19 protein-coding genes are annotated in these 16,809 nt (G+C 45.9%); 10 read left to right on the plus strand and 9 right to left on the minus strand.

Going from position 1 to position 16,809, the window contains the following annotated elements:
• The 3 genes from QUA50_RS27275 to obgE form a co-directional block, all read left to right on the plus strand.
• The coding region (locus QUA50_RS27275) for a hypothetical protein (RefSeq protein ID WP_333433677.1) at window positions 1-190 on the plus strand (190 nt) is incomplete at its 5' end.
• Between the two features lie 213 nt (window positions 191-403).
• The gene (locus tag QUA50_RS27280) at window positions 404-1,303 is read left to right on the plus strand and encodes a Mo-dependent nitrogenase C-terminal domain-containing protein (protein WP_333261323.1); all 900 of its coding nucleotides are present in this window, start codon (window positions 404-406) and stop codon (window positions 1,301-1,303) included.
• 828 nt (window positions 1,304-2,131) lie between these two features.
• Entirely contained in the window at window positions 2,132-3,172 is a 1,041-nt protein-coding gene (gene obgE, locus QUA50_RS27285) for a GTPase ObgE (RefSeq protein WP_333261326.1), read from the plus strand.
• Window positions 3,173-3,402: 230 nt separating this feature from the next.
• Here obgE and QUA50_RS27290 read toward each other — a convergent pair whose 3' ends face one another.
• The 4 genes from QUA50_RS27290 to QUA50_RS27305 form a co-directional block, all read right to left on the minus strand.
• Window positions 3,403-3,804 carry a hypothetical protein gene (locus QUA50_RS27290; protein WP_333261328.1) on the minus strand — a complete coding sequence of 134 codons (402 nt, stop codon included), beginning with the start codon at window positions 3,802-3,804 and terminating at the stop codon, window positions 3,403-3,405.
• Between the two features lie 65 nt (window positions 3,805-3,869).
• A complete protein-coding gene (locus QUA50_RS27295; RefSeq protein WP_333298562.1) occupies window positions 3,870-5,456 on the minus strand; it encodes a serine hydrolase in 1,587 nt (528 codons plus the stop codon).
• A complete protein-coding gene (locus tag QUA50_RS27300) occupies window positions 5,410-5,553 on the minus strand; it encodes a hypothetical protein (RefSeq protein ID WP_333145401.1) in 144 nt (47 codons plus the stop codon). The genes QUA50_RS27295 and QUA50_RS27300 overlap by 47 nt, the downstream gene beginning before the upstream one ends.
• A gap of 154 nt (window positions 5,554-5,707) precedes the next feature.
• Entirely contained in the window at window positions 5,708-6,730 is a 1,023-nt protein-coding gene (locus QUA50_RS27305) for an RNA methyltransferase (RefSeq protein ID WP_333261334.1), read from the minus strand.
• Window positions 6,731-6,887: 157 nt separating this feature from the next.
• Here QUA50_RS27305 and QUA50_RS27310 point away from each other — a divergent pair, with 157 nt between their 5' ends.
• Entirely contained in the window at window positions 6,888-7,043 is a 156-nt protein-coding gene (locus QUA50_RS27310; RefSeq protein WP_333261335.1) for a DUF2256 domain-containing protein, read from the plus strand.
• A 72-nt stretch (window positions 7,044-7,115) separates the two neighbouring features.
• Entirely contained in the window at window positions 7,116-8,051 is a 936-nt protein-coding gene (locus QUA50_RS27315) for an isoaspartyl peptidase/L-asparaginase (RefSeq protein WP_333261338.1), read from the plus strand.
• Between the two features lie 272 nt (window positions 8,052-8,323).
• On the opposite strand, the gene QUA50_RS27320 is transcribed toward QUA50_RS27315, so the two are convergent.
• The 3 genes from QUA50_RS27320 to QUA50_RS27330 form a co-directional block, all read right to left on the minus strand.
• Window positions 8,324-8,569, minus strand: coding sequence for a type II toxin-antitoxin system RelE/ParE family toxin (locus QUA50_RS27320; RefSeq protein ID WP_333261367.1), 246 nt, complete (start codon window positions 8,567-8,569; stop codon window positions 8,324-8,326).
• 56 nt (window positions 8,570-8,625) lie between these two features.
• Window positions 8,626-8,895: a type II toxin-antitoxin system ParD family antitoxin gene (locus QUA50_RS27325; RefSeq protein WP_333261341.1), complete on the minus strand. Its 270-nt coding sequence runs from the start codon at window positions 8,893-8,895 to the stop codon at window positions 8,626-8,628.
• 75 nt (window positions 8,896-8,970) lie between these two features.
• Window positions 8,971-10,221, minus strand: coding sequence for a WD40 repeat domain-containing protein (locus tag QUA50_RS27330; protein WP_333261343.1), 1,251 nt, complete (start codon window positions 10,219-10,221; stop codon window positions 8,971-8,973).
• Between the two features lie 187 nt (window positions 10,222-10,408).
• Here QUA50_RS27330 and QUA50_RS27335 point away from each other — a divergent pair, with 187 nt between their 5' ends.
• The 3 genes from QUA50_RS27335 (at window position 10,409) to QUA50_RS27345 (ending at window position 12,719) form a co-directional block, all read left to right on the plus strand.
• Window positions 10,409-11,029 carry a hypothetical protein gene (locus QUA50_RS27335; protein WP_333261346.1) on the plus strand — a complete coding sequence of 207 codons (621 nt, stop codon included), beginning with the start codon at window positions 10,409-10,411 and terminating at the stop codon, window positions 11,027-11,029.
• A 76-nt stretch (window positions 11,030-11,105) separates the two neighbouring features.
• The gene (locus QUA50_RS27340; protein WP_333261347.1) at window positions 11,106-11,594 is read left to right on the plus strand and encodes a hypothetical protein; all 489 of its coding nucleotides are present in this window, start codon (window positions 11,106-11,108) and stop codon (window positions 11,592-11,594) included.
• 372 nt (window positions 11,595-11,966) lie between these two features.
• A complete protein-coding gene (locus tag QUA50_RS27345) occupies window positions 11,967-12,719 on the plus strand; it encodes a hypothetical protein (protein ID WP_333261350.1) in 753 nt (250 codons plus the stop codon).
• Window positions 12,720-12,893: 174 nt separating this feature from the next.
• Here QUA50_RS27345 and glmU read toward each other — a convergent pair whose 3' ends face one another.
• Window positions 12,894-14,282 carry a bifunctional UDP-N-acetylglucosamine diphosphorylase/glucosamine-1-phosphate N-acetyltransferase GlmU gene (glmU, locus tag QUA50_RS27350; RefSeq protein ID WP_333261352.1) on the minus strand — a complete coding sequence of 463 codons (1,389 nt, stop codon included), beginning with the start codon at window positions 14,280-14,282 and terminating at the stop codon, window positions 12,894-12,896.
• Window positions 14,283-14,335: 53 nt separating this feature from the next.
• Window positions 14,336-14,563, minus strand: a complete 228-nt coding sequence (locus QUA50_RS27355) for a hypothetical protein (RefSeq protein ID WP_333261355.1) — start codon at window positions 14,561-14,563, stop codon at window positions 14,336-14,338.
• A gap of 176 nt (window positions 14,564-14,739) precedes the next feature.
• On the opposite strand from QUA50_RS27355, the gene QUA50_RS27360 reads away from it, so the two are divergent.
• Complete coding sequence (locus QUA50_RS27360) at window positions 14,740-15,753, plus strand: hypothetical protein (protein ID WP_333261357.1); 1,014 nt, start codon at window positions 14,740-14,742, stop codon at window positions 15,751-15,753.
• A gap of 25 nt (window positions 15,754-15,778) precedes the next feature.
• Window positions 15,779-16,603: a sulfurtransferase gene (locus QUA50_RS27365; protein ID WP_333261359.1), complete on the plus strand. Its 825-nt coding sequence runs from the start codon at window positions 15,779-15,781 to the stop codon at window positions 16,601-16,603.
• Window positions 16,604-16,809 lie beyond the last annotated feature (206 nt).

The raw sequence follows: 16,809 nt of genomic DNA on the forward strand, positions 1-16,809 counted from the left end.
GTCCCGCCCGTCCCCGATAGACGGGCGGGACGCCCATCCCACAAACTTGTGGAAGTTATTTAATACTCATTCCTTAAAGCCGGCCGCTGTTAATATTCTGCTGCCTGTACAGAAAAATTCACAAAAATATATATTAAAATGTAAAGAGAGCGAAGTTCGATCGCCCCTGGGTAAGAAACCCAGTGTCTGATTTGATCCCGCGCTTCCGAACCTTTTATTTCTGGCGAACACTTGGGTTGCTAATGGCAATCCGGCTGGAATAAAAGTCGCTCCCCATCTCAATGGGTGCAACTAAAGTTAAGATGAATTCAACAAACCTATTCCTCCCGATAGATGACTTTTTAGGGAATAGGATTAGCCAAAAGATTAGCTCGCTAGTCAGCGATGCTGCACAGAAACAAATATGCTTTTAACACATCCACTACAAGCGTTTGGAGCAATCTTCGGCCACAAACCTTCCACAAATAGATCGTCCATCGACCACCAAACCAGTAAAAATTATTGGGAGGGGAATATTGAGCCCGCTGTAAACGAACAAATTGAGTGGTACATCCAAGTGGAAATGCTAATGAGTAACGCTAAATCTTCCTGCACCAATGAAGAGATTACTGCTTGGCTGCGGGGATTGCTGACAATTGCTTGGGCAGACGGCAACTTTGACGAAGACGAGCAAAAAATGATTGCAAATCTAACTCAGGATGAACTACACCCGGTATCTTGTGAGGAGGGTTTTGAACCTATTGCCCCAGAGGAATTAGCCGCTGTGTTAGGGAAAGACACCGCCAAAGGCGAGGATTTTTTGAGGACAGCAGTCATGGTAGCTTTGGCAGACGGTACCTACTCGCTCAGCGAAGACGAGGTAATCTCTAAGTTTTGCACAGCTTTGGGGCACAATGTAGAGGCGATCGAAGCTCTGCGACACACCATCGAAGACAGCAAGTGCGATGAGCCCCACGGGCCCGGCAGCCAAATAGTCTTTGATGCCAATGTCGCCCCCGTCGCCGGAACACAGCTTTCATCTCGGCTACCTCAACCTCACCACAAAGATGTCCTGCAACCCGTCAAAGACTGGCTTGACGGCTGGGAAATTCACGACCCCAAAGTGGCACACTTTGTCTGTAAAATTATTCCGCCCCAGTGTCCGTTTGAGCGAGATGTCGTGTTATTTGGTCGCAAAATCGTCCACATTCCGGCGATGTGCCAGATTAACCCGCTTTACGAACAGTTAGTAGGGATGCGCTTTCGAGCTCTCTGCTATTTGGCAGATGAATGTAAGGAAGATGTATCGTCCTATTGTGAGTAGTTATTAGTCAGTAGTCAGTAGTCATTAGTCAGCAGTCATCCTTGTGAAATCTTGGATTAATGACTGTAACTATTAACAAGTGACTACTAATTAGCCCTCTTGAGTCACTTTCGGTAGAGATTATTATCCTACTCCTATTCTAATTAAAGTAGGGTGCGTCGCCGCCAGAATTCTGATTGTTGACGACTATCAATGAGCGACGCACCATACCGCTATACTCTCGCCCGAAGTGACAAAAGAGAGTTAGTCCTGAAGGCAAAAACCTGGTTTTTCTACCAAAAAACATCATTACACCCATCCGCCCCACTAGAAAAACCCGGTTAATTCATTTTGTGTGCGCCAGTGCTGTTAATATCAAATCTACTTTGATAATACTCATTCAACAACAGTCTTGGTACAATCTTCAAATTCTTATACAGATTATTAAAAGATTGAAGAGCCGGACACGGCAGTGTCATTTACTACAGGTGCTCGCGTACAATCTCTGGCTCTGAACTACTTTTTAAAATTGGTAAAATTATAATTTTCCGGCAACTGTAAATCGCGACTAAACTTGGCTGTCGTCCGCCGAGGCGGACTAAAGGAAAAGGGAAATATGGTACTTGCATCTGGTATAATAACTAATGACTAATGACTAATCACAACTAACAATTGACAATTGACCAATGACAAGTGATATCATGTCCGGTCGATTACCCCTAATAAGGTAGGGGCGGGTTCAAGAAAAATATTTGCCAATAATTGACAATCTCAAAAACCCGCCCTCTTAATCGCTCGATTGGACATGATATGACAACTGACAACTGACAACTGACAACTGACTAAATTATGCAATTTATCGATCGAGCAGATATTCAAGTCGCAGCAGGCAAAGGCGGCGACGGTATGGTAGCTTTTCGCAGAGAAAAGTATGTACCGGCGGGCGGGCCCTCTGGCGGGACAGGCGGCAAAGGCGGTTCCGTGTATATGGTGGCGGTGGAAAGCCTGCAAACGCTGCTAGATTTTCAGTATAACCGGATTTTTAAAGCCGAAGACGGGAAGCGGGGTGCGCCGAAAAATATGACCGGTGCCGGTGGGGACGATCGCACGATCGAAGTTCCCTGCGGTACAGTAGTTTACGACGCGGAAACTCAGGCAATCTTAGCAGATTTAGTGACGCCCGGACAGACTTTTTGCGTTGCCCAAGGCGGCAAAGGCGGTTTGGGGAACAAGTGTTTTCTGACAAATTCTAACCGCGCTCCAGATTATGCGATGCCGGGAAAAGAAGGAGAACACAAATTTTTGCGTTTGGAATTGAAGCTATTAGCTGAAGTGGGAATTCTGGGGATGCCGAATGCTGGCAAATCCACCTTAATTTCTGCTTTGTCTGCGGCCCGCCCCAAAATAGCAGATTATCCGTTTACAACTTTAGTCCCGAATTTGGGCGTAGTCAGAAAACCGACTGGCGACGGTACTGTTTTTGCCGATATTCCGGGATTGATTGAAGGGGCGCACGAAGGTGCTGGTTTGGGTTACGAGTTTTTGCGGCACATTGAGCGGACTCGGTTGCTGCTGCATTTGATCGATATTACCGATGAAGATCCGATCGCCAATTACGTCACAATTCAGGAAGAATTGAAGGCTTACAGGCGTGGTTTAGCCGATAAACCGCAGATTTTGGCTTTTAATAAAGTAGATGCGATCGATCTCGAAAGCGAAGAAATCGGTAATTTAATCAGCCGACTTAAAGAAATTAGTGGCGCTCCTGTTTTGTTGATTTCCGCCGTTAGTAGACTTGGATTGGATGAATTGATGCAGCAAGTTTGGCAAAAACTCGACGAGATGAACGAAAAAGAGGCGGCTGAACAGTTAGCAGTCGCGAGTGTTTAATCGCTGTCCGGTTCCTGGAATTTCCGTGAATCGGTAGGTGTTTTTTTGAGGGGTCAATCGATTTTAGATTTTAGATTTTAGATTTTAGATTGAAGCATTGACCCCACGGATAAATTCGGGGGCTTGAGGATTTTCGATGAAACCGGGTTTTTTACGGTTTCTGGGGCTGTAACAAAGTATTTCGTGAAAAACCCGGTTTCTGAACACCGGTGAGTAAGTCGGAAGTATTGTTAAAGTGGGTTTGAGTCGCGGATTCGCCCATTATAATCAACTCTGATTCGGCCATCTTGGGAAACCGTAACAACCGTTTCTACCGTATAGACAGACGAACCAGGCTTGGAACCCTTAAAAGTAAAAGTCCAAGTTCCATCGCCATTGTCTACAAACGGCGATTCCCTAGAAATACCGTGCATAGAAGCTTCAGCTCGATAGTTGCCTAAACCACCATTAGCCCTTTCTGCTGCTTGACGGGCTAAGTTTTTCGCCCGATTGAGTTCGATATTATTGTTAATCGCTCTCACGCCGTCCGTCTCAGATTCAGGAGCAGGATTAGCATTACTCAAGGTAGGGAAGACTCCAACAGCTAAAGTTGAAAGCGCTACTAGACAAGCAAGTCGAATGTTTAGTTTCATAATACCAACTGGTTGATAGTTTGATAAAGTCTACAACACTAGCCGGAAAAAACCCGGTTGAATTCTCAATTTTTAATTTTAACTTTTGAATCTGCTGGCGTTTCCCCACCGTACAAATAGCGGTAACTCATCCGAGAAATCTCCCGAATCAATGTTTGAGCTGGCTTCTCTGTTTCCGGCGAATGCTTCACCATCACCGCCACCAAATAACGCTTACCGTTCGGCAAATCCACCATCCCCGCATCTGCAAGAATTGTATCAATGTTCCCGGTTTTGTGAGCAATAATTGAACCTTCGCCTAAACCTTTCGGCAGCAAAGAATCATTTCTAGTTTGGCGCATGATTTGCAAAATACGATCGCGCGATTTCACCGATACCAAATTACCCCGATCGATCTGGGCGATGATATTAATCAAATCCTTCGGACTGGTAGTATTAGTTCCCTCCAAATCTGGCAAATTATTACGCAGAACCGTGGTACTCAAACCCCAATTTGCAAAATGCTGATTCAAAACCTCAGCACCTCCCAACAACTCAATCATCATATTTGTCGCCGTATTGTCGCTGACAACAATCATCTTTTGGGCAACTTCCAAAGCCGAATACTTCTTGCCCGGAGACTCGTCTTGCATATCTCCCGAACCGCCGACAATGTGTTCGGACTTCAGCGTCAGCACCTGATCTAACTGCACTTTGCCCTCATCTACTGCTTGGAAAAAAGCTACTAAAATTGGCACTTTAATTGTGCTAGCTGAAGCAAAAGCAGTATCGCCATTAAAATTTAGGTAGCTTCCAGTATCTAAATCGACTAGAAATATTCCGGCTGTCAAACTAGGATTTTCTGTTGCTAAAACCTGAACTTGGGTTTTCAAAGCTCCTAATTCTTGATTCAGTTGCAGCACTTCTGGGGTTGCGGAGGCGGCAGATGCGCTATCGGCTGGGTTGTTCTGCCCTGCGGTAGTTTGTTCTTCTGTCGCTACAGTCGATGCTCGACTGACGGCATTTACCACCGACAGCAGCGTACCGCAAATCACCGCTATCCCAACTCCCAAAATCAGCAAGCGAGTAGCATACACCAACGGCGGCACGCTCCGAGGTGCAGAGCGTTTACCGGGTCTCTGGCTCGCTTGTGGGCGCGGTTTAGGCACGGGGGGTTTTTTGGTATCTGCGGGGATTACCGTGTCTGGAATGCGAACTGGGGGCGAACTGGGAAGACTTCCACGGGTTGCAGGGGGAGTGGCTGTTGGGGGCTGGCTGTTGGGATTGCTGGCGATCGAACTCACATTTTCCCGCTCAGGAGTCGGATCGGGAAACTGGAACATATCGACAGCAGCGAGGCCTTTTTTCCTTGGTTGGCGAGTCTTCGACTGCGGAGTTTTGCTGACTCTGGGTTTTCTGGGGTTAATTGCCGATCGAGGATCGGATAAAAAGTCTTGTGTGGTAAATTCTTCTGAAGATGTGGGAGAATTGGCTCCACTTCTGCTCCCGCGGCTTTGTTGCGGTGGCAAAGTTGCAGGTTCGGGCGATCGAATTTCTGGGTTGCCGTTTTGCGGTTGGGGAGGACGGCGGCGGCCCGATTTGCCAGACTGACTTGCTTTGCCTGACTTAGGCTGCTTTGAGCCGGAGTTGGGAGAGGATATCGAGGATATCACCGATAATATCGATCCTTTGGGAAACCGCTCTGCCACGTCTTACTCCTTCATCACTAATGTAAAGTTCAAGTTTAAGATTTTTCAGCTTGTCAGCCAATCAATTTTAGATTTTAGATTTTAGATTTTAGATTTACCCCAGACGCTGCATGGTATCAGCAACCGGGTTTATTGCTCGCAAATTATCGCAAAGCTTAGGTTTTTAGTCAAGGAACCCTGTTATGAAGGTGACAACTGGGTGCAGGAAAGTTCTCCTAGCTGTCCGTTGGATTTTCCGGTAACGCCCTATCCAGAGTATCAGAATTTGCCTCTCGTGGGTAAGTTTTGATTGCCCATTCTGTTTGGCGGAGGACGCCCCGCAGCATGGCGACTTCATCCACTGTCGGATAGGCTCTGTTGTACAAACGCCGAAATTTTTCCATCCGGCTTGCTGCTGTGTGCTGCTGCAAATATCCTATTTTGAGTAACAGCGTTTCTAGTTGCTGGTAATATCCCTCTAAATTTTCCAAGGGAGCACTGGCGTGGGGAATTGAGGGATTTTCTGTCTGGCGGGTGGCAAGTTGTTCTTGGTAACAAGTTGATAAATTATCTGTGGCATCGGGTATTGAAGAGGCAGAGCCTCTGGATATGCTTTCCCAGGCTGAGCCGGGGAACGAGGCATCTTCTTCCCTCTTCCCTCTTCCTTCTTCCTTCTTCCTTCTTCCGACTTCCCTCGGACTGACATCCGTTACATCCGTTACATCCGTTACAGAATCCGTTGCCGAACTTCCTTGTTCCTTCTTCCCTCTTCCTTGTTCCCGGTATAGTTCGTAACAGCAGATAGCGACGGCTTGGGCCAGATTTAGGGAAGTGTAGGCATCGCTGCTGGGAATGCGGATCAGGCGTTGAGTGCGGTTTAACTCGGCATTGGTCAAGCCGCAGTCTTCTCGCCCGAAAATGAGGGCGCTGGGGGCTTCTAGGAGCCAAGGCAAGGCTTCTGCGGGTTCTTCTAGTTGTGTTGGCAACGATCGACTATCATCCCCTGTAGTTGCGATCGCTCTGACACACCCAACCAAAGCAGCAGGCAAACTCTCGACTACTTTGGCAGTTTCCAATATGTCGGCGGCGCGAACAGCCATCAGTCGGGCTTCTTCTCCTAAATGATCGCATTGGGGATTTACCAAAACTAATTGGTGCAAACCCATATTTTTCATCACGCGGGCCACAGAACCGACATTCAATGGGCCAGCAGGTTCGACTAAAACTATTCGGATGTTGGCGTCGGCCTTTGAGAGCATTTAATTTAGGGAGGTGTTTGGCAGAAATTAGGTTTTTCCTTAGCAACAGGCAAGATGCCTGTTCCACAATCAAATTTAACTCTTGCGGAACAGGCATCTTGCCTGTTCATAAAAATGGTACAAGATGTGAATTAGTTAATCTATTGTCAAAATTAGCATGGCTAAGCAGCGATCGAAATCTGATTTACCGACAAAAATGTGCCCGGTATGCGATCGACCTTTTACTTGGCGCAAAAAATGGGCCGACTGCTGGGATGAGGTCAAATACTGCTCCGAACGATGTCGTCGCCGCCGTTTGGCGGCTCGAGATTAAGAAGTTAGGGCAAGTTGCTCGAACAAAGCTAAGATTGCAAAGGAAAAATTTTAGGTTATTAGGTTATAAATTATGGCATCGCAACAAGTGCAACCAAAGCTAGTTATTCACGGCGGTGCCGGCAGTTCTCTACACAGTAAAGGCGGAATAGAGGCGGTGCGGAAATCGCTTTACGATGTTTTGGAGGAAGTTTATCGGCTGCTGAAAGACGGTGCAAGTGCCGTAGATGCAGTGGTGCGGGGGTGCCAATTGTTGGAAGATGACCCGCGATTCAATGCCGGTACTGGTTCTGTGGTGCAGTCGGACGGTCAAATTCGGATGAGTGCTTCGCTGATGGACGGTTTGATGCAGCGTTTCAGCGGGGCGATAAATGTTTCTCGCGTTCAAAATCCGATCGAACTTGCTAAATTTTTGCAGACTTCGGACGATCGGGTTCTCTCTGATTTTGGTTCGGCAGAATTGCTGCGAGAACTTCACTTGCCGATTTACGATCCGATGACGGATTTGCGTTTGCACGAGTGGATGCAGGAACGCCAAGGCAATTTTAGCAAAGCAATGGCTGACGTGGTTGCCGAACCTGCCGGTGTGGGTACGATCGGAGTCGTAGCTTTGGATGTGCATGGACGCTTGGCTGCTGGGACTTCGACTGGTGGCAAGGGTTTTGAGCGGATTGGGCGGGTTAGCGACTCGGCGATGCCGGCGGGAAATTACGCGGCAGGGAGTGCGGCGGTAAGCTGTACGGGAATTGGCGAGCACATTATGGACGAGTGTTTGGCCGCGCGAATTGTGATTCGGGTAACGGATGGTTTGAGTTTGAAAGCTGCTTTTGAGCGTTCTTTTGCTGAAGCTGACGAACGTCAACGGGATTTTGGCGCAATTGGAATTGATGCTAGCGGGGCGATCGCTTTTGGCAAAACTAGCGAGGTGATTTTGGGTGCTTTTCACAACGGTATGCAAATGGGCGATACTTTGGAAATGAGCAAGGGAACGCTGGTTTTCATTGCTTAAAAATGGTTCTTAATCGGTGATTCCGATCCTTGACTTCTCGAAGAAGTCGGGGAGTTCGATCTGCGTTCGGAATGAGAATTAAATAACTTCCACAAGTTTGTGGGATGGGCTCTTATAGCCCGTCATGAGTGGACGGGCTATAAGAGCCCATCCCACAATAACAATTAAAATTGTAAGTTATTTAATTCGCGATCCTTAGTTTTACTTATTCCTTTCTCACTTCTAGCAATATGGCGACATTTTATGCAATGAGTTCTGAAAATGCGATCGTCCTATCCTTCATCCGAATCTGAAAAAAGAGATTCCAAGTCGCGGTATCCATTCACTACGCGAACTACATCAATTCCATCTTCTCTGGGGTAATAAAAAACGATGTAATCATCTACAATAAATCCTTGCAAGCTGGGAGCTAGCTGGCTATAATTTTTACCCATATTAGGAAAATCCGCCGTGACTTTAGATCGTTCTCGAATCCTATCAAAAAGCTTACTGGCCGAACTGTAATTATTGCCAGGAATCTACTCGCAAATGTCATCTAAATCTTGAATTGCATCATCTGAGAAAGAATAGCTGCTCATAATCCAGAGTCAGAAATTGAGCGAATTTTCTCCTGCAATCTGGCAAAAACTACTTCACCATCAGTCACTTTTCCTTGAGCAATTTGCTCAGTGCCGCTAGCAATTTTTTGTCTGAGTTCTGCCAGACGCTGCTGTTTCAGTGCACGATTTTTTTCTTCTAGCAGTTGCAATGCTTCGCTAATTAGTTCCTGAACGCTGTCATAGTTGCCACCTTGTAATTGCCAGAGCACGTAATTTTCCTGTTCTGGTGTTAGGGTAACATTCATTGTCTGAGCCCCTCTAAAAAACCTTAAATCAATTATACTCCAATAATTTAATCATCTGCCCTAACCTCTTTAATCTTAAATCCGCAGTTGCCAAAGTTTAACACTACCATTCTCTCCGCCGCTGACGAGAGTTTCGCCCAAAAGCCCGATCGCCACCGCAGACACAGGGCTAGAATGTCCATCTAAAGTGTGCAGCAATTCGCCGCGAAAATTCCAAAGTCTAACAGTACCGTCAAAACACCCCACTGCAAAGTATTTCCCGTCGGGGCTAATTGCGGCGGCGGAAGTGATGCGAATTGCTGTTTGCAGTGAGTTCAATAATTCCCCTGTTTGCAAATTCCACAGTTTGATATTTTGGCCACCATGATTGACAAGAATTTGGCTGTCGGAAGCAATCGCCACATAATTTTCGCTGCCAAATGTTCGTCTCACTTCGCCTCCCGGCAATTCCCACAAAGTGACTGTGGCGCGACAGAAACCGCTGGCTGCATTGAGGCCGCTGGCTACTAGCATTTTGCCGTTGGGACTCAGGGCGATCGCACTTATGTCATCTCCTTGATAGCCTTCCAAAACTTGCAGCAGTTGGCCGCTGTTGAGGTGCTGAAGCTTGACTGTGCCGCGGGTGGTGCCGATCGCCAAAATTTGCCAGTCGGGGCTGACGGCGACAGATTCGTGGCGGTGCACGTCTGCCAAACGCTTCAGCAGTTGGCCGTTTTGCAGGTTCCAGAGTTTGACTGCACCCGCGCGCGATCGTGTCAGCAGCGTTTTGCTGGCGGGACTGAAAGCCAGTAGCAATACGGCTGTTGAATGTCCGAAAATTGTCTGCTGCAGTTCCCCGCTGTGCAAACTCCAAATTTTCACTGTACTATCCTCTGATCCCGTTGCGAGGAATTGTCCGTCGGGACTGATAGCAGCAGACAAAATCCTGTCTGAATGGTGGAGAGTTGCTTTTAAGATGGCGCCGGTTGAGGTTTTTGGCTGCGTTTTATACCCGGCTATTTCCAGCCAGTCGATCGCATCTCTCCAATTTTTAAGAGCATTTCGGGGCCGATTTGTCAATAATTCTATGTATCTGTACAAAGTTTTTGACAAGTCAACTTCTACACCTTTGATTTGTTTGTTGAGAAAAACCGCAATTTCGGCTGGGCTGTAGCCGCACAGCAAGCCGCAGAGGTGCCGCTTTTCTACAGGTGTCAGCCCTCTTCTGGTGTGGGGGGCGAATTGTTGTTTGGCATTTGCCAAGTCGGTGTAAAGCTTTTGGATGTCCCAGCCTTTGCTGGCGCGTGCAAATGGTTCTTCGGGTCGATCGAGGGTTGAGAGTATCATTTGCGGCAGTCGCGATCGAGTTCCTAGTCAAATTCCTAACCTAAATCCTAACATTCGCTGTGCGCGATCGAACTGTTGTCACCGCTAATCTATTTTTAACACAGCAAACAGGGGAAAGAGTTTCAGGTTGAAAATCCGCTCTTTTACAGTTGGCAAAATAAGTATACATCTATTGGAGACATAGAAAATGCCGGGAATTGCGATCGCCTTATTTTTTATCCTAGGTTTAGTTTTAAGTCTTGTTGGCTATTTTTGGGGATTAGTTCAAGCTTTTGGAGAGGAAACTATTTGGGGAGTGCTTTACTTGCTTGTCCCATTGGCATCATTGGTTTTTTATATCAAAAATTGGAGCAATGAAAAAATTAGAAAAACTTTCTTAATTCAATGTGCTGGATTGTTGATGTTTGTATTGGCAGGCATTACTACTTCAGTATTTTATGGCAAAAATTTTGTAAAAATCTCTGGCTCTGGATCTAATGTAGAGCAGGGGTATAACGAGCAATCGCCCTCTTCTTTTCCTTCTGGTTTCAACACTTCTCCATCACCCAATCAAGAGTTATCTCCTGCTTTAGAGCCATCTCCTACTTCTGCTGCACCTGTAAATCATCCTAATTCTGCACGTGTTGCCGCTCAAAATTCTGACTTCAAACAATTGATGAAACTCGGCTATATTTACTACGATCGGGGAGACTATCAAACCGCTTTAATCAATTTTAACAAAGCTTTACATATACGTCCGGGCGAGGCTTCTGCTGTCAAGGCTGTTTACAACACCAAAAGTGCGATCGTCCAAAGCAGTGTTAAATAATAATCGGTGCAGTAAAATTTGCATACAGCGAATAGATAAGTGATTCACAATGTAGTTAAAAACATCACATTGCACAATGAAAATCATCAAGCAAACACCAAATAAATTAATAATTAAAACAGCGAGCTTTTGGGATGGTTTTCTCTTAATTTCCCCCTTTATCGTTATGGGATTATTGCAGATTATTTTAGCATCAAATTGGATAGGTGGAGGTATATTTATGTTGTTTTCGCTGTCTTTGTTGGACGGGGCGATAGATGAAACATATATTTTTGATAAAACTCTTAGCAAAATGACCATTAAACGACGGGGTGTATGGCTTCATGATGTTACCGAATGCTCAACTCGCGATATTTCTGCGGTGGAATTAGAGGAAATAGGAGATAGCGAGGGAAATCGTAGCTATTATGTTGATTTGTGGATGTTCGGGGGCGAGATCATCTGTTTAAGAAGCTATTCACTAACAGAACAATACAAAATGGCTGACTTGATTCGCAGCTATATCTCGATTAACGATAATCGCACGCTTAGCAATGTATTTGCCCTACAAATCAGTGAACCCTAGCTATAGCAATCCTAAATGATTCAGATAAATTGGTAGGGGTAGTGCTAAGAGTGGCTACCCCCTATCTATCGGGCAACCGGGCGTGGGATTGCCCCTAGAAGAATTATGCAAATGATGCGAGGATTGCTATATCGCGCAGGCAATCGCCCAAGTCCATCACCAGGGAGAAATGACGGAAAGCTATCTCAAAGCCACCCGCACCTATACTCGCTACAGTTATTGTGCGCGAGACATTTTAGTGCTAATATCTTAGCAAGATCAAAATGCTCAGGTCATAGGACAAACTTCAAATAACATATAAGTTAACAATAGGGCGCATCCCAGTAAAGATAGGGCCTGTAATATCCTTTGTTGAATCTCAGGGTAAAATAAATGAAAATAATCGAGCAAACAGCGACTGAATTAAAAATTCAGACTCGTGGCGTATTTGATTTTTGGCTACCTAGCTGTTTGTTAATGGTATTTGGACTGAAATTGGCGGCGTTTGATTACCATTTGGCAAGCCTCTATTGTCACAGAGTGCAAGGAACACAAGGGAATTGTCAGTTGGTGCGATCGAGCTTGCTGGGATCGAAGATTCAAGAAATTCAGCTTGCTTCTTTGCAGGGAGCAAAAGTTGTCAGAGCGGCATACACCAGCAAAGTTGTACTTCGGACTGATGCTGGCTATGTTCCTTTCACTGCTAACTCCCCTAATTGGGGAACCCAAGACGCTATTGCTTCGGACATCAATTCTTTTGTTAAAAATGCGGAGCGCAGATTTCTGGAATTAAAGCTACTCGACAGTTCGTTTCTAGGGATAGGAGCCATATTTGTGACAGCAGGGATAGCAGTAATAGCCTTCGGAAAAAAGGAAATTTATAGCTTTGATACCACTTTAAATGCCCTGACTGTTAAACAGCAGGGTTTGTTGGGAACTAAGCTAATTCAATACTCTCTATGCGAGATTTATGGCGTGGAAGTCGATCGAACAAAAGATCGGGAGCATGACATTTGGTACGAAGTTAGACTGTTAGTTTGTGGAGGCTCTCGCATCTCCCTACCCCGCACTATGAACCCATACCAGCAAGAAAAAATTGCCAAAGCGATTAACAACTATCTGCACCAGCAAAATAACCCAAAATAGCCGATCGCGATCGACCCGATTTCTCAAGGTTGCGGACTTACGCAGAAACCGGGTTTTTTAGCATAATCTCTCCTAGAGTGCGATCGCTTCCGTTATAAAAACCCGGTTTCTTTGGTATCCAGTGCGAAACTTGTAATGGGGTGGAAACTCATCATCTAAAAAGTGAACAATCGTTCACTTTTTTGGTTCTTTCAACTTCCAACCTGGTTTGACAACTTGCCGGGAACGCGCAACTACTAAACTGTCATTCGGCACATCTTCTGTCACCACAGAACCCGCCGCTACAGTAACATCTTCCCCCAAAGTTATCGGTGCAACCAACACGCTGTTAGAACCCGTTTTACTCCGATCGCCTATTTGAGTTTTGTGCTTGTTTTTTCCGTCATAATTCGCCGTAATTGTCCCCGCACCGATGTTGACTTTTTCTCCCAAAGTCGCGTCGCCTAAATAAGACAAGTGAGCGACATTAGTTCGATCGCCTATTTGAGTATTTTTCAATTCTACAAAATTGCCGACGCGACAGTTCGCCCCAATTTCTGCGTGTCCCCGCAAATGTGCGTAAGGGCCAATTCGCGAATTTTCAGCAACCATACTGTCAGAAACCACCGAATAAAGCACAGTCACATTTTCGGCAATTTGACTGTTTTCGATCAAACTGCCGGGGCCGATGCGACTCCCAGAGGCGATCGAAGTATTTCCCCGCAAGTGAGTTTGCGGTTCAATTACCACATCCGGCTGCAACTCTACTGTATCGTCGATCGTGATGCTGTTGGGATCGAGCAGCGTCACTCCCGCCGTCATCCACTTGTCCTTTATCCGCGTTTGCAAAATATCGCAAGCTGTGGCTAAATGTTTGCGATCGTTAATCCCCAATATTTCTTGATAATCTTCCACATCCACCGCCATCACCGGACTGAGGAAATTTACCGTATCAGTTAGGTAATATTCTTTTTGGTCATTATCTGCCTTCAATTCTGGCAAAATTTTCTCTAAATCCGGCCAGTGAAAGCAGTAAACACCTGCATTAATTCGGTGATTTTGCTTTTGAGCTTGTGTGCAGTCGCGGTGTTCGACAATTTGCTGGACTAAGTTTTGACTGTCGGTAAATACTCGTCCGTACCCTTGGGGATTAGGTAAATTAGCTGTCAATAAAGTAGCAGAGTTTTGGTGCTGTTTGTGAATGGCCATCAATTGTTTGATAGTTTCTGCCCTCAGCAAAGGTACATCCCCATTTAAGACCAGCAAGTCTCCTTGAAATCCCTCTAAGTGAGGCAGCAATTGTTGGATGGCATGACCGGTTCCCAATTGTTCGGTTTGTTCGACAAATTCTAGAGTAGGAGATTGAGGATTTTTCCCTGATAATTCTTGACCTCTAATCAGGGATTCTTTAACGATTTCACCTCGATAACCGACGATGACAAGTCGCCGGGTAATTTGAATTTCTTGACAACTTTGGAGGACTCTCTCAACTAGCGTTCGACCGCCCAATTCGTGTAGAACTTTAGGCAAGTCAGATTTCATGCGCGTGCCGCGTCCAGCCGCTAAAATTGCTATTGCTACCATTGTGCGATCGAGTTATTTGCTATAAAAAATTGAATATTGACTAAATGATGATATCACTCGCTGTCCGCCGATGGCACTGCGATCGCACAATTTTTTAATCTCAAATCTCGAATCCGCGCGATCGAGCATTTTTCCAGCCGGATGCTGGTTGTAGGGGCGACGCTGGCAATATCTGGACTGGCCCGCCCGGTATCAAAAACCTGGTTGCAGCAGCAGTATTTGGCGGCTGAGCAAGACGACTTGCATTCCTCACTACAAACCTGAGTTCGGCTTAAAGCCAAGCAATGCAACTCATTCCCCAAGGGATGCCAGGGGAGCGACAGTGAGAATTTGCATCTTTGGGCTGGGATTTGCCGCGATATATTATACTATTCAGTAAATTTCAGTTAGGGTGTTTTTAACTTAAAAAAACTATTTATGAATTTTTCATTCCTTCTGCATTATCAGGTGTCCAGCTATGACAGAGCTTAATTTTCAGGAACTTGCCAAGCAGGGAGATATTGCCACTGCGATCGCATCTTGGCTCAACAGCCAGTTGCAATCTGAAGGCATCACAGCCTCCGCTAATCTCGACGGCGACTGTTTGGATGTAATTCTTGAGGCCGAGCAGGTACCGAAAGAAAATACATTAGTTGATTTTGTTCGCACAGAGCTGACGAATTTGCAGCCGGATTCGATTCGCAAAGTGAAGGTTGAGGGCCGAGAAAGCGGTCAGATTGCTGCTGCTTGGAGTCAAGAGTTTAGTTTGGAGAATAGCACTTTTGAACCGCAGAGCTTTGCAGGAGAATCTGTACCAAATACTGCTGTGGTTAATATGGACGATCGCACAGAGATGGAGAACAATATTGAGGAGGAAAAACCGTCGGAACTTGCTGCATTTGAGAACCGACTGCGATCGACTTTCATTGTAGTTGGGCTAGTAACGGGTATGTTGGCGATCGCCGTGGTGGCGTTTGTCGGTAAAATTTTGAACCAGCCAGCAGCAACTGCGGGGAATAATCCCGATGAAACAGCAAATTTAGCAACTGCACCGGATACTGCGCCAGATACTTTTCGAGAAGCCGTTAACAGCGCACTCAAAGCAGCAGAGTTAGGGCGATCGGCAAAAACCAAGGAAGATTGGAGTACAGTTATCGATCGTTGGCAAGAAGCCGTCTCATTAATGAGAAGAGTACCAGTTTCTAGCCCCAACCATCAACTAGCTCAAGCAAAAGTAATCGAGTATCAGAAATATCTGCTTTACGCTCAAGAAGCAGCAGTAACTCCCCCTCTGCCAACTCCAACTCCCGCACCCGCCGCAAAATCACCTGCGGAAAAAGCAACTCCTAAAAAATCAAATTCGCCCAAAGAAACTTCGGAAAAAGCAACTACTAAAAAATCCAATTCTGAAAATAGAGTTTCAGAGAAAGAAACTTCTAAGAAATCTCCTTCCGACAAAGCAGAACCAGAGAAAAAATCTCCTTCAAGATAATGTTAAAATATAGATTTGAATAATTATGACTGACAACACTTTAATCGTTTCTCCTGAATGGTTAGCCACCAATACCGACAATCCGCAAGTGGTAATCATTGACTGTCGTTTTTCCCTTGCTGACCCTGAATTGGGACAAAAACAATATCAAGAAAGCCACATTCCAGGAGCTTTCTATTTAGATTTAAACCGCGATCTCGCGAGTTCAGTTGGCAAACACGGCGGTAGACATCCGCTGCCAAATATTGAAGAATTAGCTGATAAATTGAGCGCGATCGGCATTAATTCACCAGAAACTTTAGTCGTCGCCTATGACGATTCGCGGCTGGCTTTTGCCGCTCGTTTGTGGTGGCTGCTGCGATATATGGGACACAGCCAAGTCGCTTTGTTAGACGGCGGTTTCAGCGGCTGGAAAGCGGCGGGCTATCCGGTAACAAATATTTTGCCAGACGCCCGCGAGGGTAAATTTGTTGCTCAATTGCAGCCGGATTTGGCGGTAGATATTGAGGCGGTAAAAGCGCGTAAAGACTTGCCGGGAAAGGTTTTGGTTGATTCGCGAGAAAGCGAGAGATATGAAGGTTTGCGGGAGCCGATCGACCCCATTGCAGGTCACATTCCGGGTGCGGTTAACTATCCGTGGCAAGGGGTGACGGATGAAACGGGAAAAGTGCGATCGGCATCCGAACAAAAACAGAGGTGGACGGAATTAGAAAAAGCCGAAGAAATCATCGTTTACTGCGGTTCCGGGGTGACGGCTTGCGTTAATTTACTGTCTTTAGAAATCGCTGGAATTCCCGATGCTAAACTTTATGTCGGTAGCTGGAGTGACTGGTGTTCTTATCAGTTGTAGGGTAGCGGGCATTGATGTCAACTTAACCTTAAACTCTCAGTCCGGCAGCGGTTGAAACAAGAGCCTCAAAGCGAAATTCCTCGCTATCAGGACTAATGAGTTCTTCAGTCATCTTTGAGAGGACTTTATCTATAAGGAATGAGAATTAAATAACTTCCACAAGATTGTGGGATGGGCGTCCCGCCCGTCCAAAAAGGACGGGCGGG

This window comes from Microcoleus sp. M2_D5, from assembly GCF_036701935.1.
Classification (GTDB): Bacteria; Cyanobacteriota; Cyanobacteriia; order Cyanobacteriales; family Microcoleaceae; genus Microcoleus.